Origin of the sequence: Mycolicibacterium llatzerense, from assembly GCF_025331195.1 — a bacterium.
In the GTDB taxonomy this organism is placed as follows: domain Bacteria; phylum Actinomycetota; class Actinomycetes; order Mycobacteriales; family Mycobacteriaceae; genus Mycobacterium; species Mycobacterium llatzerense.
This window is the reverse complement of record NZ_LXOV01000001.1, coordinates 953,975-975,489: the sequence shown is the minus strand read 5'-3', so window position 1 is coordinate 975,489 and position 21,515 is coordinate 953,975. Positions and strand designations below refer to the sequence as shown.

The 21,515-nt window shown below is 67.8% G+C and carries 17 protein-coding genes; 10 read left to right on the top strand and 7 right to left on the bottom strand.

Annotated elements, in window-relative coordinates; translation table 11 throughout:
• Positions 1 to 7: 7 nt before the first annotated feature.
• The gene (locus A7G45_RS05020) at positions 8 to 1,039 is read left to right on the top strand and encodes a PucR family transcriptional regulator (protein WP_260934431.1); all 1,032 of its coding nucleotides are present in this window, start codon (positions 8 to 10) and stop codon (positions 1,037 to 1,039) included.
• 20 nt (positions 1,040 to 1,059) lie between these two features.
• On the opposite strand, the gene A7G45_RS05015 is transcribed toward A7G45_RS05020, so the two are convergent.
• Positions 1,060 to 1,488: a PaaI family thioesterase gene (locus tag A7G45_RS05015; protein WP_157850368.1), complete on the bottom strand. Its 429-nt coding sequence runs from the start codon at positions 1,486 to 1,488 to the stop codon at positions 1,060 to 1,062.
• Positions 1,489 to 1,691: 203 nt separating this feature from the next.
• Here A7G45_RS05015 and A7G45_RS05010 point away from each other — a divergent pair, with 203 nt between their 5' ends.
• From A7G45_RS05010 to A7G45_RS04990, 5 genes are read left to right on the top strand one after another with little or no spacing between them, the layout of a single operon-like run.
• Positions 1,692 to 2,249, top strand: coding sequence for a nuclear transport factor 2 family protein (locus A7G45_RS05010; RefSeq protein ID WP_043391146.1), 558 nt, complete (start codon positions 1,692 to 1,694; stop codon positions 2,247 to 2,249).
• Positions 2,242 to 3,924: a steroid-22-oyl-CoA synthetase gene (locus tag A7G45_RS05005; RefSeq protein ID WP_043391144.1), complete on the top strand. Its 1,683-nt coding sequence runs from the start codon at positions 2,242 to 2,244 to the stop codon at positions 3,922 to 3,924. Before A7G45_RS05010 ends, A7G45_RS05005 begins: the two co-directional genes overlap by 8 nt.
• Before the next feature lie 11 nt (positions 3,925 to 3,935).
• Positions 3,936 to 5,483 carry an FAD-binding protein gene (locus A7G45_RS05000; RefSeq protein ID WP_260934425.1) on the top strand — a complete coding sequence of 516 codons (1,548 nt, stop codon included), beginning with the start codon at positions 3,936 to 3,938 and terminating at the stop codon, positions 5,481 to 5,483.
• A 4-nt stretch (positions 5,484 to 5,487) separates the two neighbouring features.
• A complete protein-coding gene (locus A7G45_RS04995) occupies positions 5,488 to 6,567 on the top strand; it encodes a 2,3-butanediol dehydrogenase (RefSeq protein ID WP_260934423.1) in 1,080 nt (359 codons plus the stop codon).
• Positions 6,564 to 7,709 (top strand): 3-ketosteroid-9-alpha-monooxygenase, oxygenase component, encoded by a 1,146-nt coding sequence (locus A7G45_RS04990; RefSeq protein WP_260934422.1) that lies wholly within the window; start codon positions 6,564 to 6,566, stop codon positions 7,707 to 7,709. Before A7G45_RS04995 ends, A7G45_RS04990 begins: the two co-directional genes overlap by 4 nt.
• 66 nt (positions 7,710 to 7,775) lie before the next feature.
• Here A7G45_RS04990 and A7G45_RS04985 read toward each other — a convergent pair whose 3' ends face one another.
• Together A7G45_RS04985 and A7G45_RS04980 are read right to left on the bottom strand one after the other, a co-directional pair.
• Positions 7,776 to 8,054, bottom strand: a complete 279-nt coding sequence (locus A7G45_RS04985; RefSeq protein WP_043391134.1) for a hypothetical protein — start codon at positions 8,052 to 8,054, stop codon at positions 7,776 to 7,778.
• Between the two features lie 271 nt (positions 8,055 to 8,325).
• Positions 8,326 to 9,243 carry an alpha/beta hydrolase gene (locus A7G45_RS04980; protein ID WP_260934420.1) on the bottom strand — a complete coding sequence of 306 codons (918 nt, stop codon included), beginning with the start codon at positions 9,241 to 9,243 and terminating at the stop codon, positions 8,326 to 8,328.
• Positions 9,244 to 9,348: 105 nt separating this feature from the next.
• Here A7G45_RS04980 and A7G45_RS04975 point away from each other — a divergent pair, with 105 nt between their 5' ends.
• Together A7G45_RS04975 and A7G45_RS04970 are read left to right on the top strand one after the other, a co-directional pair.
• Positions 9,349 to 10,836 carry an amino acid permease gene (locus tag A7G45_RS04975; protein ID WP_260934419.1) on the top strand — a complete coding sequence of 496 codons (1,488 nt, stop codon included), beginning with the start codon at positions 9,349 to 9,351 and terminating at the stop codon, positions 10,834 to 10,836.
• Positions 10,837 to 10,883: 47 nt separating this feature from the next.
• Positions 10,884 to 12,242, top strand: coding sequence for a WS/DGAT/MGAT family O-acyltransferase (locus A7G45_RS04970; RefSeq protein ID WP_260934417.1), 1,359 nt, complete (start codon positions 10,884 to 10,886; stop codon positions 12,240 to 12,242).
• 70 nt (positions 12,243 to 12,312) lie between these two features.
• On the opposite strand, the gene A7G45_RS04965 is transcribed toward A7G45_RS04970, so the two are convergent.
• Both A7G45_RS04965 and A7G45_RS04960 read right to left on the bottom strand, forming a co-directional pair.
• Positions 12,313 to 13,542, bottom strand: coding sequence for a septum formation family protein (locus A7G45_RS04965; RefSeq protein WP_260934415.1), 1,230 nt, complete (start codon positions 13,540 to 13,542; stop codon positions 12,313 to 12,315).
• Positions 13,543 to 13,631: 89 nt separating this feature from the next.
• Entirely contained in the window at positions 13,632 to 15,791 is a 2,160-nt protein-coding gene (locus A7G45_RS04960; protein WP_260934412.1) for an acyl-CoA dehydrogenase family protein, read from the bottom strand.
• A gap of 144 nt (positions 15,792 to 15,935) precedes the next feature.
• On the opposite strand from A7G45_RS04960, the gene A7G45_RS04955 reads away from it, so the two are divergent.
• Positions 15,936 to 17,159 (top strand): alpha/beta hydrolase, encoded by a 1,224-nt coding sequence (locus tag A7G45_RS04955; RefSeq protein WP_260934410.1) that lies wholly within the window; start codon positions 15,936 to 15,938, stop codon positions 17,157 to 17,159.
• A 45-nt stretch (positions 17,160 to 17,204) separates the two neighbouring features.
• Positions 17,205 to 18,623 (top strand): WS/DGAT/MGAT family O-acyltransferase, encoded by a 1,419-nt coding sequence (locus A7G45_RS04950; protein ID WP_260934408.1) that lies wholly within the window; start codon positions 17,205 to 17,207, stop codon positions 18,621 to 18,623.
• A gap of 39 nt (positions 18,624 to 18,662) precedes the next feature.
• Here the strand turns inward: A7G45_RS04950 and A7G45_RS04945 are convergent, their stop codons facing one another.
• Both A7G45_RS04945 and fadD12 read right to left on the bottom strand, forming a co-directional pair.
• The gene (locus A7G45_RS04945) at positions 18,663 to 19,907 is read right to left on the bottom strand and encodes an alpha/beta hydrolase (protein WP_260934407.1); all 1,245 of its coding nucleotides are present in this window, start codon (positions 19,905 to 19,907) and stop codon (positions 18,663 to 18,665) included.
• Positions 19,897 to 21,513 (bottom strand): acyl-CoA ligase FadD12, encoded by a 1,617-nt coding sequence (gene fadD12, locus A7G45_RS04940; protein WP_260937981.1) that lies wholly within the window; start codon positions 21,511 to 21,513, stop codon positions 19,897 to 19,899. The genes A7G45_RS04945 and fadD12 overlap by 11 nt, the downstream gene beginning before the upstream one ends.
• Positions 21,514 to 21,515: the final 2 nt, after the last annotated feature.

Sequence of the window (21,515 nt, the reverse complement as noted above, 5' to 3'; positions counted from 1 at the left end):
TGGCGGCGTGAGCGCGTTGCGGTTGTCCGAGCTGGGCAGTGACCCGGAGTCGGTGCTGCGGCTCGTCCGGTTCTTCGACGATCTCGACGCCACCGGCGTCGACGCCGTGCTGGAGGCGGCGCGGGGCGTGGCCGGGTGTCCCGTCCACGTGCGCTGGGACGGCCCGGCTCCGGAGGTCTGGCTGGAGCGCGACGCCCCGGCCCACCCGCTCGACGGCGTCCTGCTGGACCGGGTGCGGCACACGCTGGGGGCCATCGGTGCCCGGGTGCCGCCCAGCTTCGGTGACCCGGCGCTCGTCGAGGTGGTGCTGTCGAGCCGGGAACGGCCGGAGGACCGGGCGCGGGCGATCAGGCTGCTGGGGCTCGACGAGTCCCGCGAGGTCCGGGTGCTCGCGGTGTCGGCGCAGTCGTCGCCGGAAGCGTTACGGGTCATCACATCGGCACTGACGTCGGTGTCGGTGCGGACCGCGGACCTGGGTACGGCGACGGCGGTGGTGTGCCAGGGCCGGACCGACACGCGCGCCCTGTCCGACGAGCTGGACCAGGCGATCGTCACCGCGTTCCCGGCGCCGCTGCCCGTCGGTGCCGACCGCGGGCCGTGGGTCGGGCTCGGGGCGGCGGGCGGCGTGTTCGCGGCACCGACATCATGGGGCCAGGCGCTGCGGGCGTTGCGGTTCGCGTCGTCGACCGGCTTCGGCCGGCGCGCCGTCGCCTTCGAGCGGTTGAGCGCGCTGGAGTTGCTGGCCGAGCTGCCGCCCGACGCCACGCGCGGCAATCACGCGCTGACCCGGATCAACGAGATCGCGGCGACCCCCACAGGCCGCCTGCAGGTCGAGACGGCAGAGGCGTTCTGTGTGTTCGGCTCGCTGCGGCGGACCGCCGAGGAACTGCACGTGCACCACAGCACGGTGGCCGCGCGACTGGCGCACATCGAATCCCAATTGGGCTGGGACATGGACGATCCGCTGGACCGGTTCTCGGCGACCCTGGTTCTGATGATCCGGCGGATCGCGCTGTCGTCGGCCGAATTGACGGACTGAATCCGGAAGGCGCCGCGTCGTCAGCCGTCGAACGGGACGATCATGAACGTCGCCGTCGACCGCGCCAGGACTCGCTCGGATGCGTCGACGATCGTGCATTCGCAACTCAGCAGTCGGCGGCCGACATTCACCACCTGTGCTTCCGCGACGAGCGGGCCGCCATGCGGCTGCCGGTAGTAACGGACGTGCATGTCGGTCGTCACCGGGATTTCTGATTCCAGGTCGAAGAAGCCTTCGAGGCAAAAGCCGGAAGCGGCGTCGGCCAGCGTTGCCAGCATCCCGCCGTGGACGCTGCCCGGCGCGAGCCCTTCCAGGTCCGGCGCGAGCGGCATCGACAGGATCGCGACGCCCTGCTCCTGCGACACCACGCTGAGCTGCATGTGTTGATGCACGGGAGATCGGCGCAGGTCTTCGGTCGCTTCGAGCGGATCGCGGATCGCGTGCGCCATGGCCGGCACCTCCTGTCGCCCCGGAAATTCGCATGTTATCGCCTTCAGCAACGACCAGCGACGTTTACGGATATCCGACGATCGTCGGAGAATTTGGGAGAACAACCCGACGTACGTCGGATGACCGGGGGTGGTCGGGTTCGTGATGATGGCCATACAAGCTGAACAGCCCACGCTCAGTCGCAGACCCGAGGAGTACCCGCATGGCAATCATCGACCCCACCAAGACCTGGGAACTCGTCGAAGAACGCCTGTCGCGCACCACCAACGAGCGCCATCGCCAGGTGCTGAGCATCGTGCTCGAGCACATGCTGGCCGAGGCGGTGCCGGACCTGGACCGCCTGATGGCTACGTTGTCCCCGAACCCGGATTACCACTTCTGGTATGCCAACACCGACATGGGCCCCAAAACCACCGAGGGTGTGCGCGCCTACTACGAGGCGTTCATGGCCAGCGGCGCCAATCACCTCGTCTTCGAGATCGATCGCCTCGCCGTGGACGATGATCTGGTGATGACCGAAGGCTGGATGAAGATGATCTACCCGGGTGTGGCCGCGCAGGCGATCGGCGTCGACGTCGAGGATCCGAACGGCGACTACCTGCTGGTGTTCCGGCAGCTCATCAACTGGCCGATCGACGCCGACGGCCTGATCATCGGCGAGGACGCCTACCAGACCGGCCCGGTCAGCGTCACCAAGCTGAGCGTCGACGACCTGCCGCAGGAGTACATCGACCAGCAGGCCGCCGCCGCCAATGCCTGAGCCCCGCGAGGACATCGCGGCCCTGCTGCTCGACCGCCTCGGCGACGAGCGGTTGGGATTGCGCACCCGGGACCAGGACTGGACCTGGGACGAGGTGGTCCGCGAGTCCGCCGCCCGGGGCGCTTACGCCGCGGAGTTGCGGGCTGACGGCCCCTTCCACATCGGTGTCCTGCTGGACAACGTGCCCGACTTCATCTTCTGGCTGGGCGGTGCCGCCCTGTCGGGGGCGACGATCGTCGGCATCAACCCGACGCGCGGCAACGACGAGTTGGCCGGCGAGGTTCGGCACGCGGACTGTCAGCTGATCGTCACCGATTCGGCTGGGCGGGAACGACTTTCGGGCCTGGACCTCGGCCTGCCGCCCGACCGCATTCTCGTCGTCGACAACCCGGCCTACCAGGACGCGATTTGTGCACGAAAATCCGCGGCAGGTGCGGAAAATCGTGCACAAATCGCGGCGGCGGACGGTGTTGACCAACGGTCGTTGTTGTTGCTGCTGTTCACCTCCGGCACCACCGGCGCGTCGAAGGCCGTCAAGTGCAGCCAGGGCCGTCTGGCGTGGATCGCCTACTCGGCGGTGGACAAGTTCAATCACGTCCGCGAGGACGTCGACTACTGCTGCATGCCGCTGTTCCACGGCAACGCCATCATGGCGCTGTGGGCCCCGGCTTTGGCCGTCGGCGCGACGGTCTGCCTGACCCCGAGCTTCTCGGCGTCGGGTTTCCTGCCGGACGTGCGGTACTTCGGCGCGACGTTCTTCACCTACGTGGGCAAGGCGCTCGGCTACCTGTTGGCCACACCGGAACAGCCGGACGACGCCGACAACCAGCTGGGCCGCGGGTTCGGCACCGAGGCCTCCCCGGAGGACCAGGCCTACTTCAAGCGCCGCTTCGGTGCCGACCTCTATGAGGGCTACGGCTCGAGCGAGGGCGGCGGCGCCGTCGTACTCGACCCCGACCAGCCCGAGGGCGCCCTCGGCCGGCCGGCCCATCCGGGTGTCGCGATCGTCAACCCTGAAACCATGATCGAGTGCGTCCCAGCGGTTTTGGACCAGTACGGCCGGCTCCTGAACCCCGACGACGCCGTCGGCGAGATCATCGACAAGCTCGGCACCAAGAAGTTCGAGGGCTACTACAAGAACGACGCCGCCGACGCCGACCGTATTCGCAACGGCTGGTACTGGACCGGCGATCTCGGCTACCTCGACGAGAACGGGTTCATCTACTTCGCCGGCCGGCGCGGTGACTGGATCCGGGTCGACGGCGAGAACACCTCGGCGCTGTCCATCGAACGCGTGCTGCGGCGTCATCCCGAGGTGATCGCCGCGGGCGTGTACGCGGTGCCGGACTCCCGCTCGGGTGATCAGGTGATGGCGGCCATCGAGGTCGCCGACCCGATCCTGTTCGACGTCGACAAGTTCGTGAAGTACCTGAACGACCAGGATGACCTGGGCAAGAAGGGCACGCCGCGCTTCCTGCGGATCTCGGACTCGCTGCCGGTCACCGGCTCAAACAAGGTGCTCAAGCGCGAGCTGCAAGCGGACAAGTGGCACACCGAGGAACTGGTGTACCGCTGGGTGGGTCGGGGCGTACCTGATTACCGACCCATGACTGACGATGCCAAGCGCGCGTTGGACGATGAGTTCACGCAGTACGGACGGCAGCGATACCTATAGGGAGTTTGGGCATGACGGACTGGGACTCGACGGTTGACGTGCTGGTGGCGGGCTCTGGTGGCGGTGGCGTCACCGGTGCCTACACCGCCGCGCGTGAGGGACTCGAGGTGCTGTTGGTCGAGGCCACCGACAAGTTCGGCGGCACCACCGCCTACTCCGGTGGCGGCGGCGTGTGGTTCCCGTGCAACCCGGTGCTGCAGCGGGCCGGCACCGACGACACCATCGACGACGCGCTGGAGTACTACCACGCCGTCGTCGGTGATCGGACGCCGCGCGAGCTGCAGGACACCTATGTCCGCAGCGGTGCTCCGCTGATCGAGTACCTGGAAACCGATCCCAACATCAAGTTCGACATGCTGCCCTGGCCGGACTACTTCGGGAAGATGCCGAAGGCCCGGGCGGATGGTCAGCGGCACGTCGCGGCCCGTCCGCTCAAGATCGAAAAGGCGCCTGAGTTCAAGGAATTGGTGCGCGGCCCGCTGGACAACGACCGGCTCGGCGTCCCGCAGCCCGACGACTACTTCATCGGCGGCCGGGCGCTGATCGCCCGTTTTCTGGTGGCGCTGAAGCAATACCCTTCGGCTGCAACGCAACTGGGCACCGCGCTGGTGGAGCTGGTGACCGAGGACGGTGCCGTCGTGGGTGCCGTCGTCGAGACCGACGGGGTCCGTAAGGCGATCAGGACGCGCAAGGGTGTGCTGCTCGCGGCCGGCGGCTTCGAGGGCAACGACGAGCTGCGGCACAAGTACGGCGTGCCCGGTGAGGCGCGAGACACCATGGGGCCCTGGGGAAATCTCGGCCAGGCGCATGAGGCGGGCATCGCTGTCGGCGCCGACACCGACCTGATGGAGCAGGCCTGGTGGTCACCCGGCCTCACACACCCGGACGGCCGCAGCGCATTCGCGCTGTGGTTCACCGGCGGCATCTTCGTCGACCAGGACGGCAAGCGGTTCGTCAACGAGTCCGCGCCGTACGACCGGATCGGCCGCGTCGCCGTGGACCGGTTGGCCAAGGGCGAGATGACGCTGCCGTTCTGGATGATCTACGACGACACCGATGCGGGCGTCCCACCGATCAAGGCCACCAATGTCTCGATGGTGGAAACCGAGAAGTACGTCGACGCCGGGCTGTGGCACACCGCCGACACCTTGGAGGAGCTGGCCGCCAAGATCGGTGTGCCCGCCGAGCAGCTGGTCGCGACCGTGGCGCAGTTCAACGAATACGCCGACGCCGGTTCCGACCCGGACTTCGGCCGCGGCGACGAAGCCTACGACCGCGCCTTCTCCGGTGGCGCCTGCCCGATGGTCCGCATCGACAAGGCGCCGTTCCACGCCGCGAAGTTCGGCATCTCCGACCTCGGCACCAAGGGCGGTCTGCGCACCGACACCACCGGCCAGGTACTCGACACCGCAGGCAACCCGATCACCGGCTTGTACGCGGCGGGCAACACTATGGCCGCGCCAAGTGGCTACGCGTACCCGGGCGGCGGCAACCCGATCGGCACCAGCATGGTGTTCTCCCATCTGGCTGTGCTCGACATGATCGGCGAAGCGGGGTAGACGAATGCAAGCGTGGCGGTTACACGGCGCGGCTGACGCCCGGCTCGACGAGATTCCCGAGCCCGACGTCACCGCCGGCAAGGTCAAGATCCGGGTTGCGTGCAGCGGCATCTGCGGCTCGGACCTGTCCCTGTACGAGACTGCGCCGGTGCCGGTGGACTGGCCGCATCCGCTCGTCGGGCAGCCCGGACCGCACGTCCTGGGCCATGAGTTCGCCGGCTACGTCACCGAGGTCGGTGACGGTGTCGACGGCATTCCGGTCGGCGCGCTCGTCGCCGTCCAACCGAGTTTCGAAGACGGCACCTGCGCCGCCTGTCTGCGTGGTGAACCGAACCTGTGCGAGCAGTTCGGCTTCCTCGGCGTCAACGGCGGCGGTGGCGGTTTCGCCGAGTATGTCGTCGCGGCGGCGGACAAGGTGTTCGTGCTGCCCGACGGCTTCACGCCCGAGACCGGCGCGCTGGTCGAGCCGCTGAGCGTCGCGCTGCACGCCGTGCGGCTCAGTGGCATCGCCGCGGGCCAGACGGCGCTCGTCGTCGGCGGCGGACCCATCGGCCTCGGCCTGCTGCTGTGCCTGAAAGCGCAAGGCGCGCAACGCGTTGTCGTCAGCGAGATGAGCACCGCCCGGCGTGAGCTGGCGGCGGCCCTCGGTGCCGACGTCGTGGATCCCCGCGAGACCGACCTCGGTGGCTTTGTCCACGAGCTGACCAAAGGCCAGGGCGTGGACGCTTCTTTCGACGCCGCGGGGGCGGGCCAGGCCACGTTCGACACCGCGGTCAACGCGCTCCGCAAGGGCGGCACGACCGTCGTCGTCGCGATGTACCACGCCGACGTGACGGTCAACCCGAGCCTGTTCATGATCACCGAGAAACGGGTTACGGGAAGTTTCGCCTATTCCCGGGACGACTTCCGTACCGTTATCGACATGATCGCCGACGGGCGACTGGACCCCGTGCCGCTCGTCACCAGCCGTATTCAGTTGGCCGACGCTCTTGAAAAAGGCATTCACGCTCTGCAGTCGACGGGCCGGGATACCGAAGTGAAAATCCTGGTCAGCCAGGAGCAATTCGGAAGGGACGCAACATGACTGAGGCCGAAGTCAGGCATATCGACGCGGGCGTGGAGATGACGCGGTTTGCGCGCGGCTGGCACTGCATCGGATTGGCCGAGTCGTTCCGCGACGGCAAGCCGCATGCCATCGAGGCGTTCGGTACCAAGTTGGTGGTGTTCGCTGATTCGCAGGGCCAGCTCAAGGTACTGGACGGCTACTGCCGGCACATGGGCGGGGACCTGTCGCAGGGCACCGTCAAGGGCGACGCGGTCGCGTGCCCGTTCCACGACTGGCGTTGGGGTGGCGACGGCAAGTGCCAGCTGGTGCCGTACGCCAAGCGCACCCCGCGGCTCGCTCGCACCCGTGCCTGGCAGAGCACCGAGGTCAATGGGCAGCTGTTGATCTGGCACGACCCCGAGGGTTCGACGCCCGCACCGGAGCTGACGCCGCCGACCATCGACGGCTACGAGGAAGGTCGGTGGTCGCCGTGGCAGTGGAACTCGCTGCTGATCGAGGGGTCGCACTGCCGTGAGATCGTCGACAACAACGTCGACATGGCGCATTTCTTCTACATTCACCACGCTTACCCGACGTACTTCAAGAACGTCATCGAGGGCCACACCGCCAGCCAGTTCATGGAGTCCAAGCCGCGGCCGGACTACGCGACGCGCGAACTGTGGGACGGCACCTACCTGCGGTCGGAGGCCACGTATTTCGGGCCGGCGTACATGATCAACTGGCTGCACAACGACCTTGCCCCGGAGTTCACGGTGGAGATCGCGCTGATCAACTGCCACTACCCGGTGACCCATGATTCGTTCGTGCTGCAGTGGGGCGTCGCGGTGCAGAATAACCCGGCGTTGCCGGCGGAGAAGACCGAGAAGCTGGCGGCGACGCTGAGCCGCAGCTTCGGCGACGGCTTCATGGAAGACGTCGAGATCTGGAAGAACAAGACGCGCATCGAGAACCCGCTGCTGACCGAGGAAGACGGCCCGGTGTACCAGCATCGTCGCTGGTACGAGCAGTTCTACGTCGACGCCGCCGACGTCAAACCGGACATGGTCGCCCGGTTCGAGCAGGAAGTCGACACCACCTACGCCAACGACCTGTGGCACGAAGAGGTGGCCCAGAACCTGGCCAACCGCACACCGGTCGGTAGGGCGCACGCCACCCAATAGTCGCCGAATAGCACTGAGCCGCCCTCGATTTCGAGGGCGGCTCAGTGCTCAGCTGGGTATTGGGGCCTAGCGGGCCGGGTGTGCCTGCGGCACCTGCGGGCTCTGCACGATGGCGGCGAGCTGGCCCAGGTTCTGCAGCTTGTCCAGGTCCGGAGCGGACGGGACGGGGACCGCGGAGAACGTCGGCAGCACCGGGTCGGCAGGCTTGTCCTGCAGCATGCCGAGGGCCATGTAGCCGGCCACGCCCAGACCTGCCGCCGTCAGCACCACCACAGCGGTGGATCGCCGGAACAGCTGCCGCAGGGGGCCGATGTTTTCGGTCGTCTGATGGGTCAGGGTGGTCATTGCCGTGCCTCTTCTCGGTGAAGATCAGACCGTTGTGGTCGTTGGTCTGTTCAACAACCATGCGCCCCGAAATGCTTCCCCGCAAGGGTTTATTTGATCGGCTAATTTCTTAAAAACAGTGTTTGACCTGCGTAAACATCAATTAGATAGCATAAGCTAAGTAACGAAGATCACGCTCGCGCGACCGCTGAGGCACGGGATCGGCAGTGCCGCAGCGGGGTTACGGCAGCTGTGTGATCGGCGTGGGCGGCCGACGAGTTAGCCGACGGGGCTAGCCGACGACGGCCGGGTTCAGCATCGGCCGCAGGAATTGCACCTGACTGGCAAAGAACGCGCGAGCCACCTGCGTCTTGGCGGCGACGCCGTCGAACCCGTGGTACGCGCCCGGCACCACTTCCAGTTCGCACGGGACGCCCGCCGCACGCAACCGCTCGGCGTAGTCGACGTCCTCGTCGTGGAAGACGTCCAAGGTCCCGACGCCGACCCAGGCCGGCGGCAGGCCGGACAGATCGGTCCGGCGGGCAGGGACCGCGACCGCGGGATCGGCACCGCCGAGGTAGGCGCGCCAGCCGAAGCGGTTCGACTTCTGGGTCCACAACCGGTGTCCGGGATGGTCCAGTCCGGGCCGGTCGCCTGACCGGTCGTCGATCATGGGGTACACCAAAAGCTGTGCTGCCAAAGCAATTTCACCGCGGTCATACGCCAGCTGAGCCAACGCCGCGCTCATGCCACCGCCGGCACTGGAGCCGCCGACCGCGACCCGGGCCGGATCCACCGCCGGCAGCTCGACCAGCCAGCGCAGCGCCGTGTAGCAGTCCTCCAGCCCGGCCGGATACGGGTTGTCGGGCGCCAACCGGTACTTGACCGCCGCCACGGTGATGCCGAGTTCGTTCGCGAAACGCCGGCACAGCACGTCGTCCTGCGCCGGACTGCCGATCAGGTAACCGCCACCGTGAATCCACAGCAGCGCGCCGCCACGGTCGGTGCCGGCAGGTGGCCGGTGCAGCCGAATCCCGACGCCCGACGGCAGCGTCAGCACCTCGGTGCCCTCCGGAGTCTGGCGTTCCAGCAGGTTGGACAGCCTTCGGACGAAGCGGAGGTTCCACGGCGTGATGGGGCTGCGCGGCATGAACCGTGCGGCACGTGCCAACTCGGGGTGGAACTCGACTGTTTGGGAGATGCCCGACATCTGACCGACCTTACTGACCCGAGCACGTTGTGGACACGCCTGTGTTCACACACAGGAAACCAATTGTCCTGCGCCAGATTGCGAGCCGGTGTTCACTGAATCGCTATGACTGCCACGCCGCATACCCATGTCGAGCCACCCGGTCTGACGGCCGAAGACGCCGGCTACCACCACACCCTCAAGCCACGCCAGCTGCAGATGATCGCGATCGGCGGTGCCATCGGTACCGGCTTGTTCCTGGGTGCCGGTGGCCGGTTGCACAACGCGGGGCCAGGCCTGTTCCTGGTCTACCTGATCTGCGGCGGGTTCGTGTTCCTGATCCTGCGGGCTCTCGGGGAACTGGTGCTGCACCGGCCGTCGTCGGGTTCGTTCGTGTCGTACGCGCGTGAATTCCTCGGCGAGAAGGCGGCTTACGTCGCCGGCTGGATGTACTTCCTGAACTGGGCCATGACGTCGATCGTCGACTCGACCGCCATCGCCACCTACTTCCACTACTGGAAGGCGTTCGACGCCATCCCGCAGTGGCTGATCGCTTTGATCGCGCTGGCCATCGTGATGGGTATGAATCTGATCTCGGTGACCCTGTTCGGCGAGCTCGAATTCTGGGCGGCCCTGATCAAGGTCGTTGCGCTGGTGACCTTCCTGGTGGTCGGCACGGTGTTTCTGGCGGGCCGGTTCAAGGTCGACGGCCAGACCACCGGCTTCAGCGTCATCTCGGACAGCGGCGGGCTGTTCCCCACCGGGTTGCTGCCGCTGGTGGTGGTGACCTCGGGCGTCGTCTTCGCTTATGCCGCAGTCGAACTCGTCGGCACCGCGGCGGGCGAGACCGCCGAACCGCACAAGATCATGCCGCGGGCCATCAACTCGGTGATCTTCCGCATCGCGCTGTTCTACGTCGGGTCGCTGGTGCTGCTCGGGCTGCTGCTGCCGTACACCGCCTACAAGGCCGGCGAGAGTCCCTTCGTCACGTTCTTCTCGAAGATCGGTTTCGAGGGTGCGGGCACCCTGATGAACGTCGTCGTACTCACCGCGGCGTTCTCCAGCCTGAACGCCGGGCTGTACTCGACCGGCCGCATCCTGCGCTCCATGGCGATGAACGGCAGCGCCCCGAAGTTCACCGGCGTCATGTCCAAACGTGGTGTGCCGTATGGCGGTATCTGTCTGACGGCCAGCATCGGGCTGCTCGGCGTCGTGCTCAACGGCGTGGTGCCCGCCCAGGCGTTCGAGATCGTGCTGAACATGGCCGCACTCGGCATCATCGCGTCGTGGGCCACCATCGTGATCTGTCAGTTGCAGCTGTTCCGCTGGTCCGAGCGGGGTGAGATGGAGCGGCCGTCGTTCCGGATGTGGGGCGCGCCGTACACCGGGTACGCGACGCTGGTGTTCCTGGCCGCGGTGCTGGTGCTGATGGCGTTCGACAAACCGGTCGGCACGTGGACGGTGGGGACGCTGGTGATCATCATCCCGGCGCTGATCATCGGCTGGTACGCGGCGCGTGGCCGGGTCCTGGAGATCGCCAAGCAGCGGCAGGGCTTCACCGGTCAGTTCCCGGTGGTCGCCAACCCGCCGCCGCCGGGCGAACGCCAGCCCTGACGCGGCAACCTGGTCCACCGCCCGCCGAATAGGGGTTTACTTGGCGGGTGGAGATCATGTCGCCAACCGATGCCATGTTCCTGCTCGGGGAATCGCGGGAACATCCGATGCACGTCGGCGGCCTGCAGCTGTTCACCCCGCCCGAGGGCGCCGGGCCGGAGTTCATCCACGATCTGTATCGGGACATGTTGGCGCACACCAACTTCAACCCCACCTACCGCAAACGCCCGGCACGGTTCTTGGGCGGCATCGCCAGCTTTGGCTGGACGTACGACGACGACATCGACGTCGACTACCACCTGCGCCGCTCGGCGCTGCCCTCCCCGGGACGAGTACGCGAACTGCTCGACCTCTGCGGGCGGCTGCACACCAGCCTGCTGGACCGGCACCGTCCGCTGTGGGAGACGTACCTGGTGGAAGGTCTCGAGGACGGCCGGTTCGCGATCTATTCGAAGGTCCACCACGCGCTGCTCGACGGGGTGTCCGCACTGCGGATGACGATGCGCACGCTGTCCGACGACCCGGCCGAGCCGGAGGTGCGGGTGCCGTGGGACCTGCCGTCCCGCAAGCGGGCGCCGAAGCAGAGCTCGTCGTTGGTGGGCTCGGCGCTGGAAGCCGTTGGCGCGGCGGCGGGTCTCGCGCCGTCGACGTTCCGGGTGGCGCGTGCCGTCTTGCTGGAACAGAACCTGACCCGGACGTTCAGCGCGCCGAAGACCATGTTCAACGTCAAGATCGGCGGCGCCCGACGGGTGGCGGCCCAGTCCTGGCCGATCGACCGCATCAAGGCCATCAAGCAGGCTGCCGGCGGTGTCACGGTCAACGACGTCGTGCTGACCATGTGCTCCGGGGCGCTGCGGGGTTACCTGCTCGAGCAGAGCGCCCTGCCCGACGCTCCGCTGATCGCGATGGTCCCGGTGAGTCTGCGGTCCGAGGCCGACGCCGATGCCGGTGGCAACCAGGTGGGCGCGATCCTGTGCAACCTCGCCACCGACATCAAGGATCCGGCGACGCGGCTGCAGGCCATCTCCGATTCGATGCGCGGCAACAAGCAGGTGTTCGCCGGGCTGTCGAAGACGGAGTCGATGGCCCTGTCAGCGCTGCTGCTGTCCCCGATCGCGCTGTCCACCGTGCCCGGTTTCGTCGACGCCACCCCACCGCCGTTCAACATCGTCATCTCGAATGTGCCGGGACCACGGGTGCCGATGTACTGGAAGGGCGCTCGGCTCGACGGGAACTATCCGCTGTCGATCGCACTGGACGGGCAGGCGCTGAACATCACGCTGGTCAACAACGGCGACAACCTCGACTTCGGGCTCGTCGGCTGCCGGCACAGCGTGCCGCACCTGCAGCGGCTGCTCGGCCACCTCGAGGACTCCCTGGCCGACCTGGAGGCTGCTGTCCGCTAGCCGCCGAGCGTGAGGAAGATGGCGACTTTTCGCCTAGTTTTCGCCATCAAGCTCACGTTCGGCGAGTGGGCTACAGCGGCGGCGGCGCCCAGGGCAGGGTGATCGGGGCCATGCCCGGGAGCTCGAGCACGTGCGACGGCGCCGCGGGCTCGGCCGGGGGTGCCGGCTCGGCAGGATGTGCCGGTTCGGCCGGGGGAGCCTGCGGCGGATGCGCCGGGTTGTCGACGGGCGAGGCCGGGGCTGCCGGTGGCGCCGTGGTTTCGGTGACGGATGCGCTGGGCGCCTCGGCTGCCTGCGATGCCACCGACGACGAGGACGACGGTGGCGCCGCGGTACTCGGAGCGACCGCCGGAGCCGCGACGGTGGTCGGGGCGCTGCTCGTTGGGGCGATGGTCGTGACGGTGGTGACGGGCGCCTGCGCCACCGGGCGCGGGGCGACGGGAGCGGGCACTGCCGACGCGGCGCCGGGTGACTTCACGCTGCCGGTCAGGGGGCCGGGCGTCCGCGATGCCAGCGCGCACAGCGTCTGGTGGCTGCCGGCGGACCAGCTGGATGGGCCGATGGGCCGGAAGTTCAGGGTCAGGTCGCTGGCCGACAACGTCTTCGGCGCCAGGTACGCGGTGGTCATCGTGCTGCAGGTGGGCCGCAGCACCGCCTCCTGCTCGGCGTCCGATGGCGGCGAGCCGTCGTGGAAGTGCGCGCCGAGATCGACGGGGCCGACAGCCTCGACCGAATGCGGCTCGGCGCAGTCCACGGGCACCAGGCCTGTCTGCCCGCCCTTCATGTCGGCCCCAAGACACGTGCCCGGTGGCCACACCCGCGACTGATCCTGCTCGGCGACCTGCCCGCGGAACGGCAGCTGCTGGCCGTTCGGGCCGGGCAGTTGCAGTCCGCACAACGCGATGTGACTGCTGGATCCGGAACCGCCAGAGCTCACCGAGCGCAGCAGGCCGTACGCGAACCGGCTGTTCGGGTCGAAGCGTGGCCCGAGGTACCGGCGTCCTGACACTGCGCAGGCCCCCTGATCGCCGTCGCCTTCAACAGAGTTGACGACCTCGAACAGGTGCGGGCTGCTGCACTGCACGAACGCGGGCCGCTGGGGCGGTTCAGGTTGCCAGGTCAGGCAGCTGCCGGCGTGGGCACTGCGGAACACGGCGTCGGTGTGGTCGTCATCGGTCGCGCTGCCGGCGGACGGGCCGACGGCGGCCACGGTCACCACCCCGGCGATCAGCTGGGCACACAGCACCGCCGCCAGCAAAGCGCGGCGGGACACCCAGGACCTGACCGATAGCAAACTCATCGGTCCATAGCGTGACATATCCGACCGATCGGCGCAGCGTGGCGAAGCGATCTTCGCTAAGTCTCAACCGACTCGTGATGCGTAGCGACCTACTTGAGCAAAGGATCGCGGGGCAAGCCGAGAATTCGTTCGGCGATGGTGTTCCGGGTGATCTCCGAGGTGCCGCCCGCGATGGTCATGGCACGGTAGCCCAGGTAGGCCTGGGTGAGCGCCGGAGTTTGCCCGGTCACGGCCGCGGGGCCGGCCAGCTTCATCCCCAGCTCGGTCTGACGCTGCCCTTGCTCGGCGACCACGAGTTTTGTGACATTGCCCTCGGGTCCCGGGCCGGTGCCCGCGATGGCCCGGCTGATCCGCCGCAGATTCAGCAGCCGCAGGGTGTGTCCCTCGGCGATCACCGCGCCGGCGCGGTCGCGCAGCCCGGCAGCCAGCTCCGGCTGGGCAGCGTCCAACAGCGCGATGAGATCGTCGGCGGTGAAGCCGGATTGCGCACCGGAACCGCCGCCGATCGACAGCCGCTCGTTGCCCAGCGTCGCTCGCGCCACCAGCCAGCCCTTGTTGACGTCGCCGACCACGTCGGCGTCCGGGACGAACACCTCGTCGAAGAACACCTCGTTGAAGTGCGCGTTGCCGGTCAGACCCTTGAGGGGGTTGACGGTCACGCCGGGGGCTTTCATGTCGATCGCCATCATCGTGACGCCGGCGTGCTTGGGGGCGTCGGGATCGGTGCGGACGGTGGCCAGGCCCCACTGGCAGTACTGGGCCAGGCTGGTCCACACCTTCTGGCCGGTCACCAGCCAGCCGCCGGCGACCTTCTTGGCGCTGGTGCGCACCGCGGCCGCATCCGAGCCGGCCTCGGGCTCGGAGAACAACTGGCACCACATGATCTCGCCGCGCAGCACCGGGTACACCCAGCGCTCGCGCTGGTCGTCGGTGCCGGCCTGAGCGATGGTCAGCGTCACCCAGCCGGTGATGCCGAGGTCGGGACGCTCGACGTCACGGAACTCCTCCTCGATGGCCAGCTGCTCCAGCACGCCGGCATCCCGGCCCCACGGCTTGGGCCAGTGCGGCACCAGATAACCGGAATCGACAAGAAAGTCCCGCTTCTTGTCCTCGGCCAGCGACTGCAGCGTCGCGACGGCGTCGCGGGCGGCGGTGCGGTATTCGGCCGCTTCCTCGGGGAGCGCGAACGACGCACCGTGGGCTCGGCCGGTGCGTTGCCCGTCGACCACATCGGCCAGCGGGTCGGCGCCGGCCCCGGTCAGCGTGGCCAGTGTGAGGGCGCGGCGCAGGTACAGGTGCGCGTCGTGTTCCCAGGTGAAGCCGATGCCGCCGTGCAGCTGAATGTTGTTCTCGGCGTTGAAGACCTGACTGTGGATCGCCTGGACAGCGGCGACGGCCGCGCCGAACCAGGCGTCATCCAGATCGTCGGCGCGAGCTGCGTCCCACGCGGCCGCGGTGGTGAGTTCGGCCGCGACCAGCATGTTGGCGGCATGGTGTTTGACGGCCTGGAAGGTGCCGATGGTCCGACCGAATTGCTCACGCACCTTGGCGTATTCGACGGCCATGTCCAGCGCCGCCCAGCTGACCCCGACCGCCTCGGCAGCGGCGAGAATGCGAAAAGCAGTGTGCGCCTTGGTCGCAGCGCCGCGTAGTACTGCGGTCGCCTCGACCTGGTCGAGTGTCACCGAGCCGATGCTGCGCGTGGTGTCCGCCCCGTCCAGCGGTGTGACGGTGACACCGGTGGCGTGGGCATCGACGACCACGACGTCATCGCCGGCGACCAGGACCAGCAGGTCGGCATCCGGGGCGCCGAGCACGGTCGGGCTTTCCCCGAACACGGTGTGGCCGGCGATGTGAACGTGTCCGGACAAGCCCAGGGCGGCGGTGGTGCTGCCGTCGGCCAGCCCGGGCAGCAGTGCGGCGCGCAACTCTTCGGTGGCGCATCGGTCGATGACGACGGCGGCGGCGACGGTCGGCAGGAACGGTCCGGGACACAGCTCGCGGCCTTGCGCCTCCAGCACCACCGCCAGTTCGGGCAGTCCGAATCCGGAGCCGCCGTAGGTCTCGGGGATGGCCAGCCCCTGCCAACCCAGATCGGCTGTAGCCGTCCAGAATCCGGCCGGATGCGACGGCCCGCCCTCCAGCGTGGCACGGGCGGCGGCCCGGCTGTCAAGCCGGTGCAGCAGTCCGGTGGCCGAGTCCGCGAGGTCGTTGTGGTCGTCGGTGATCGCCAGCGCTGAGGTACCCATGGCTTGACTGTAAGCACGACGGTACGACTTCGAATAGCCCCTGATCAGCTGTGATGCACTTCACAAGTGAACAGTCTCCGAAATGTGACCACCAACTTGCCGTGGCCCCGAAAGCGCGTGGTCAGCGCGGTGTACGCTCGCGAAATGACGGCTCGACCGGACAATGACGTTCACAGCCCTTCGCTGGCGACCAGGCTGCGCTGGTTCATGGCAGCCAAGCCCTCCGATCACCTGTTGGCGATGGCGACGGCCGCCGCCTCGTTGCCGGTGATCGGCAAGAGCCTCGAGCCGCTCGGCGGGGCGACCGCGATGACCCTGTGGGGCATGCGCCACGTGCCGAGCTTCTGGGCGTCGACCTCCAAGGCGCTGTTCACCCCGAGCGTGGCGGAGATCCGTCGGGCCGAGCGTGATTGCACCAACGAGGTGGTCCGGGCCGCGCTGACCGGGGTCGTGCCGCCGGCCGAACTCGACATCGAATGGCCTGCGCCCGAGCGCACGCCGCCGTTCTGGCGGGCCCGCGAACACCGGCGTCAGGTGCACCGCACCTCGGTGCGCTACGGCGACAACCCGTCGCAGCTCCTAGACGTCTGGCGCGCCGATGACCTGCCCAGCGAGCCGGCCCCGGTGCTGATCTACCTGCCCGGTGGGGCGTGGGTGCACGGCAGCCGGCTGCTGCAGGGCTACGCGCTGATGAGCCACCTGGCCCAACAGGGCTGGGTCTGTCTGTCCATCGACTACCGCGTGGCCCCGAACCACCGTTGGCCGCAACACATCACGGACGTCAAGACCGCGATCGCGTGGGCCCGGGCGAACGTCGACAAGTTCGGCGGTGACCGCGACTTCATCGCGATCTCCGGTGGTTCGGCCGGTGGGCACCTCGCCGCGCTGGCCGGCCTGACTGCCAACGATCCCGAACTGCAGACCGACCTGCCCGAGGGGGCCGACACGTCGGTCGACGCCGTTGTGGGTATCTACGGCCGCTACGACTGGGAGGACCGGTCCACTAAGGAGCGCGAGGAGTTCGTCGACTTCCTCGAGCGCGTCGTGGTCCGGCGCCGGATCGACAAGCACCCGGAGATCTACCGTCAAGCCTCTCCGATCGCGCGGGTGCATCGAGATGCGCCGCCGTTCCTGGTGATCCACGGCAGCGGCGACAGCGTCATCCCGGTGGCGCAGGCTCGCGACTTCGTGCACGAGCTGCGCGCGGTGTCCGCGTCGACCGTCAGTTACATCGAATTGCCCGGTGCCGGACACGGTTTCGACATGACCGACGGTGCTCGCACGGCGTCGATGGCCACTGCCATAGGGTTGTTCCTCGACGAGGTTCGTCGGAACCAGAACCAGCAGTGTGTCGAAGAGGTCGTCTAGACCGTTCGACTGGGCGAGGTCTGACCGAAGCGCAGGAGAGGTCGAGTGAAACGACTGAGTGGGTGGGACGCGTTCCTGCTGTATTCGGAAACGCCCAACGTGCACATGCACACCCTCAAGATTGCCGTCATCGACCTTGCCGGACTGGGTGATCGCACCTTCGGGATCGACGAATTCCGTCGCGTGCTCCGGGAACGACTGCACAAGCTGGACCCGTTCGGCTATCAGCTCGTCGACATCCCGTTCAAGTTCCACCACCCGATGTGGCGCGAGCACGCCGAAGTCGATCTCGAGTACCACGTCCGACCGTGGCGGGTGGCGGCACCGGGTGGCCGCCGTGAACTGGACGAGGCGATCGGCGAAATCGCCAGTACCGCACTGGATCGCAGCCGGCCGCTGTGGGAGATGTACCTCGTCGAAGGCTTGGCCAACGGGCGGGTGGCCGTGGTCGGCAAGATCCACCACGCGCTGGCGGACGGGGTGGCCTCGGCCAACCTGCTGGCCCTCGGCATGGACATCACCGAAGGGCCGCAGCGCGATCAGGACCTCTACATCGCCGATCCGGCCCCGTCCCGCGGGGAGCTGGTGCGCTCGGCCTTCGTCGATCACCTCCGGCAGATCGGCCGGATTCCCGGCGTGGTCAAGTACACCGCCGACGGCATGGCGCGGGTGCGCAAGAGCACGCGCAAGCTGTCGCCGGAACTGACCCGGCCGTTCACCCCGCCGGCGAGCTTCATGAACCACGTGCTCACGCCCCAACGACGTTTCGCCACAGCCACTTTGGCGCTCGCGGATGTCAAGGAAACCAGCAAGAAGCTGGGCGTCACCATCAACGACCTGGTGCTGGCCATGTCATCGGGGGCGCTGCGCGAGCTGCTGCTGAAGTACGACGGCAAGTCCGACCACCCGCTGCTGGCCTCGGTGCCCATGAGTTACGACTTCTCGCCGGATCGCATCTCCGGCAACCGATTCAGCGGCGTGCTGATCTCGCTGCCGGTTGACGTTGACGACGCCGAGCAGCGCGTCAGGCAGGCCCGGGAAGCCGCCATGCTTGCGAAGGAGAGTCACCAGCTGGTCGGCCCGGAACTGGTGGCCCGGTGGGCCGCCTACATGCCGCCGGCGCCGATGGAGTCGATGTTCCGCCGGCTGTCCAACATGGACGGCCAGAACAAGGTGCTGAACCTCAACATCTCCAACGTGCCGGGGCCCCGGGAGCGCGGCAAGGTGGGTGGCGCCACCGTCACCGAGATCTACTCGGTCGGTCCGCTCACCGCCGGCAGCGGCCTGAACATCACCGTGTGGAGCTACGTCGACCAGCTCAACATCTCGGTGCTGGCCGACGGTGCGACCACCGACGACCCGCATGAAGTGACCGCGGGCATGATGGCGGACTTCAAGAAAATCCGAAGGGCCGCAGGGCTTTCCGAGGAGCTGACGGTCGTCGAGACCGCGATGGCGCAGTAGGGCTCCTGCCCGGACCTGGCGCCGCGACTTCACCAGCGGCTAGCCGACACCCTCGGAGTCACCCTCGGAGTCAACGGCCTTCGCCTTCTCGGCGCGCACCCACTCCAGGAACCGGGTGATCGCCTCGGCGGCGTAGCGGCCGTGCGCCGAGCCAAAGATGTCGAATGCGTGCTGCGCGTGCGGGATCTCGGCGTATGCCACCGGCGCCGGTGACCGCTCGCGCAGCGCGGCGACGAAGTCCCGTCCCTCCTGGACATCGATCAGTGTGTCGTCGGTGCCGTGCAGCACGAAGAACGGCGGGGCGTCGGGACCTATCCGCTTGATGGGCGAGGCGTCCAGGAAGACCTGGGGATCGGTGGAGAACCGCTTCTTGATGATCAAGTGCTGCAGGGCGTGCATCATCTCCGGACGCCCGGGGCCGTCGAAGCTGAACCAGTCGTAGCGGCCGTACACGGGAACCGCGGCCACCACCGAGGTGTCGGCATCCTCAAAGCCGGGCTGCCACTGGGGATCTCCGGGAGTCAACGCGGCCAGCGAGGACAGGTGACCGCCCGCCGAGCCGCCGCTGATCGCGACGAAGTCGGGGTCGCCGCCGTAATCGGCGATGTTCTCCTTGATCCAGGCGAGGGCCTGCTTGACGTCGATGATGTGCGCCGGCCACTGGTGCTTCGGGCTGACGCGGTAGCCGATGGACACGCAGATCCAGCCGCGGTCGGCGAGGGTGCCCATCAGCGGGTAGGCCTGCGGCCGACGGTCGCCGAGCATCCACCCACCGCCGGGAACCTGCAGCAGCACCGGGGCTTTGCCGTCGAGTGGCAGGTCGGGGCGGCGCCAGATGTCGGCCAGGTTGGCGCGGTGCGGACCGTACTTGACGGTCTTCTTGTTGTACTTGCGGCGCGACAGCATGGTGCGCGCGATACCGGGCAGGCGCGGGACGCCCGGATCGGCCGGGTTGCCCGGTCCGATCACGTCGCGCAGTGGCTCTTCGAATGCCGGCCGGGAACTGCGGCTGCGGCCGACGATGAAGCCCAGGATGGCCCAGGTGATCACGTTGAGCACCAACGCGATTCGGCCGCTGGTACCGGAGAACGCGCCGCGCCGACCCCGGCGGATGGTGGACAGCACCGAGGAACTGAGCACGAATCCGGCCGCTTCGCTGGACGGCCAGCCGTACGCGAAGGTGAGGATGCCGGGGTTCCCGGCGCGGGCCAGCGGGGTGGCCGCGTTGGTGGCGTTGACGAGGCCGAGGACGGCCCGCAGCAGGGTCACCGATTTACGCGCCATTGGCCAGCGCCTTCAGCTCGCGGCGGTCGATCTTGCCGGTACTGTTGCGCGGCAATTCGGCGAGCACCGTAATCGACCGTGGCACTTTGTAATTGGCCAGGTTGTCTCGTACGTGCTGCTTGAGGGATTCCTCGGTGGCGGTCGCGCCATCGGTCAGCACGACGAACGCCGCGAGGCGCTGGCCGTACTGCTCGTCGTCGACACCCAGCACGGTGGCTTCGGCCACGTCCGGGTGGGTGGACAGCGTCTTCTCCACCTCGATCGGGTACACGTTCTCACCGCCGGAGACGATCATCTCGTCGTCGCGGCCCACCACGAACAAGCGACCGGCGACATCGAGGTAACCCACGTCGCCCGAGGACATGTAGTCCTGGTGGAAATCTTTTGTGGCGCCGGAGGTGTAGCCGTCGAACTGGGTCGAGTTGCGTACGTAGATCGTGCCCACCTCGCCCGCCGGCAACTCCTTGAAATCGGCGTCCAGGATCTTGATCTCGGTGCCCTCGGCGGGCCGGCCGGCGGTGTCGGGGGCGGCGCGCAGGTCGGCCGGTGTCGCGGTGGCGATCATCCCGGCCTCGGTGGCGTTGTAGTTGTTGTAGATGACGTCACCGAACTGGTCCATGAACGAGGTGACGACGTCGGGGCGCATGCGCGAGCCGGAGGCCGCGGCGAACCGCAGCGAGCGGCCGCTGTAGCGGTTGCGGATGTGGTCCGGCAGTTCCATGATGCGGTCGAACATCACTGGGACAACACACAATCCGGTCGCCTGGTACTTGTCGACCAGGGCCAGGGTGGCCTGCGGGTCGAACTTGCGGCGAGTGACGACGGTGCAGGCCATCGACGCCGCGAACACCAGTTGTGAGAAGCCCCAGGCGTGGAACATCGGAGCGACGACCACGGTGGTCTCCTCGGTGCGCCACGGCGTGCGGTCCAGGATCGCCTTCAGCGCGTCCAGGCCGCCACCGGAATGCTTGGCGCCCTTGGGAGTTCCGGTGGTCCCGGAGGTCAGCAGGATCACCCGGCTCTTCTCGCCGGTGCGTCGCGGCTGCAGCCCCAGGTGGTCGATGATCAGGGACTCGACGGTCAGGGGGTGGTCCTCGGTGTCGGTCCACGCCACGATGCGGGTGACGGGAGGCCGGCCCGTCTGACCTTGATCCTGCAAGGCGCGGTCCACCGTCGCGGTGAACTCTTCGTCGTAGATGATGACGTCGACGTTCTCGCGGTCCACGACCTCGGCCATGGCCGGGCCGGCGAAGGAAGTGTTCAGTAGCAACACATCTGCGCCGATGCGGTTGGCCGCGATCAGTGCGTCGACGAAACCGCGGTGGTTGCGTGCCATGATGCCAACGACCTTGGCCGAGGGCAGCAGCTGCAGGGCGGCGGCGAACGCGTCGCCGCGCTTGTCGAGCTCGCTGAAGGTCAGAGTGCCCAGCTCGTCGATCAGGCCCGGACGGTTACCGCAGCGCTGCGCGGAACTGGCGAAACCTGAAGTGACGCTCATGTTTTCGCGGGCCATGGCGCCCGCGATCCGGACGTACTTGTCCGGCCGCAGTGGGGCGATGACACCGGCGCGGACCATGGTGTTGACCAGGCCGGCAGTGGCGGTCAGCT

What these genes read in the sequence shown, in the direction of transcription:
- A7G45_RS05015 (WP_157850368.1), bottom strand. Translation starts at nt 1,488, where the DNA reads ATGGCGCACGCGATCCGCGATCCGCTCGAAGCGACCGAAGACCTGCGC.
- A7G45_RS05010 (WP_043391146.1), top strand. Translation starts at nt 1,692, where the DNA reads ATGGCAATCATCGACCCCACCAAGACCTGGGAACTCGTCGAAGAACGC.
- A7G45_RS05005 (WP_043391144.1), top strand. Translation starts at nt 2,242, where the DNA reads ATGCCTGAGCCCCGCGAGGACATCGCGGCCCTGCTGCTCGACCGCCTC.
- A7G45_RS05000 (WP_260934425.1), top strand. Translation starts at nt 3,936, where the DNA reads ATGACGGACTGGGACTCGACGGTTGACGTGCTGGTGGCGGGCTCTGGT.
- A7G45_RS04995 (WP_260934423.1), top strand. Translation starts at nt 5,488, where the DNA reads ATGCAAGCGTGGCGGTTACACGGCGCGGCTGACGCCCGGCTCGACGAG.
- A7G45_RS04990 (WP_260934422.1), top strand. Translation starts at nt 6,564, where the DNA reads ATGACTGAGGCCGAAGTCAGGCATATCGACGCGGGCGTGGAGATGACG.
- A7G45_RS04985 (WP_043391134.1), bottom strand. Translation starts at nt 8,054, where the DNA reads ATGACCACCCTGACCCATCAGACGACCGAAAACATCGGCCCCCTGCGG.
- A7G45_RS04980 (WP_260934420.1), bottom strand. Translation starts at nt 9,243, where the DNA reads ATGTCGGGCATCTCCCAAACAGTCGAGTTCCACCCCGAGTTGGCACGT.
- A7G45_RS04975 (WP_260934419.1), top strand. Translation starts at nt 9,349, where the DNA reads ATGACTGCCACGCCGCATACCCATGTCGAGCCACCCGGTCTGACGGCC.
- A7G45_RS04965 (WP_260934415.1), bottom strand. Translation starts at nt 13,542, where the DNA reads ATGAGTTTGCTATCGGTCAGGTCCTGGGTGTCCCGCCGCGCTTTGCTG.
- A7G45_RS04960 (WP_260934412.1), bottom strand. Translation starts at nt 15,791, where the DNA reads ATGGGTACCTCAGCGCTGGCGATCACCGACGACCACAACGACCTCGCG.
- A7G45_RS04955 (WP_260934410.1), top strand. Translation starts at nt 15,936, where the DNA reads ATGACGGCTCGACCGGACAATGACGTTCACAGCCCTTCGCTGGCGACC.
- A7G45_RS04945 (WP_260934407.1), bottom strand. Translation starts at nt 19,907, where the DNA reads ATGGCGCGTAAATCGGTGACCCTGCTGCGGGCCGTCCTCGGCCTCGTC.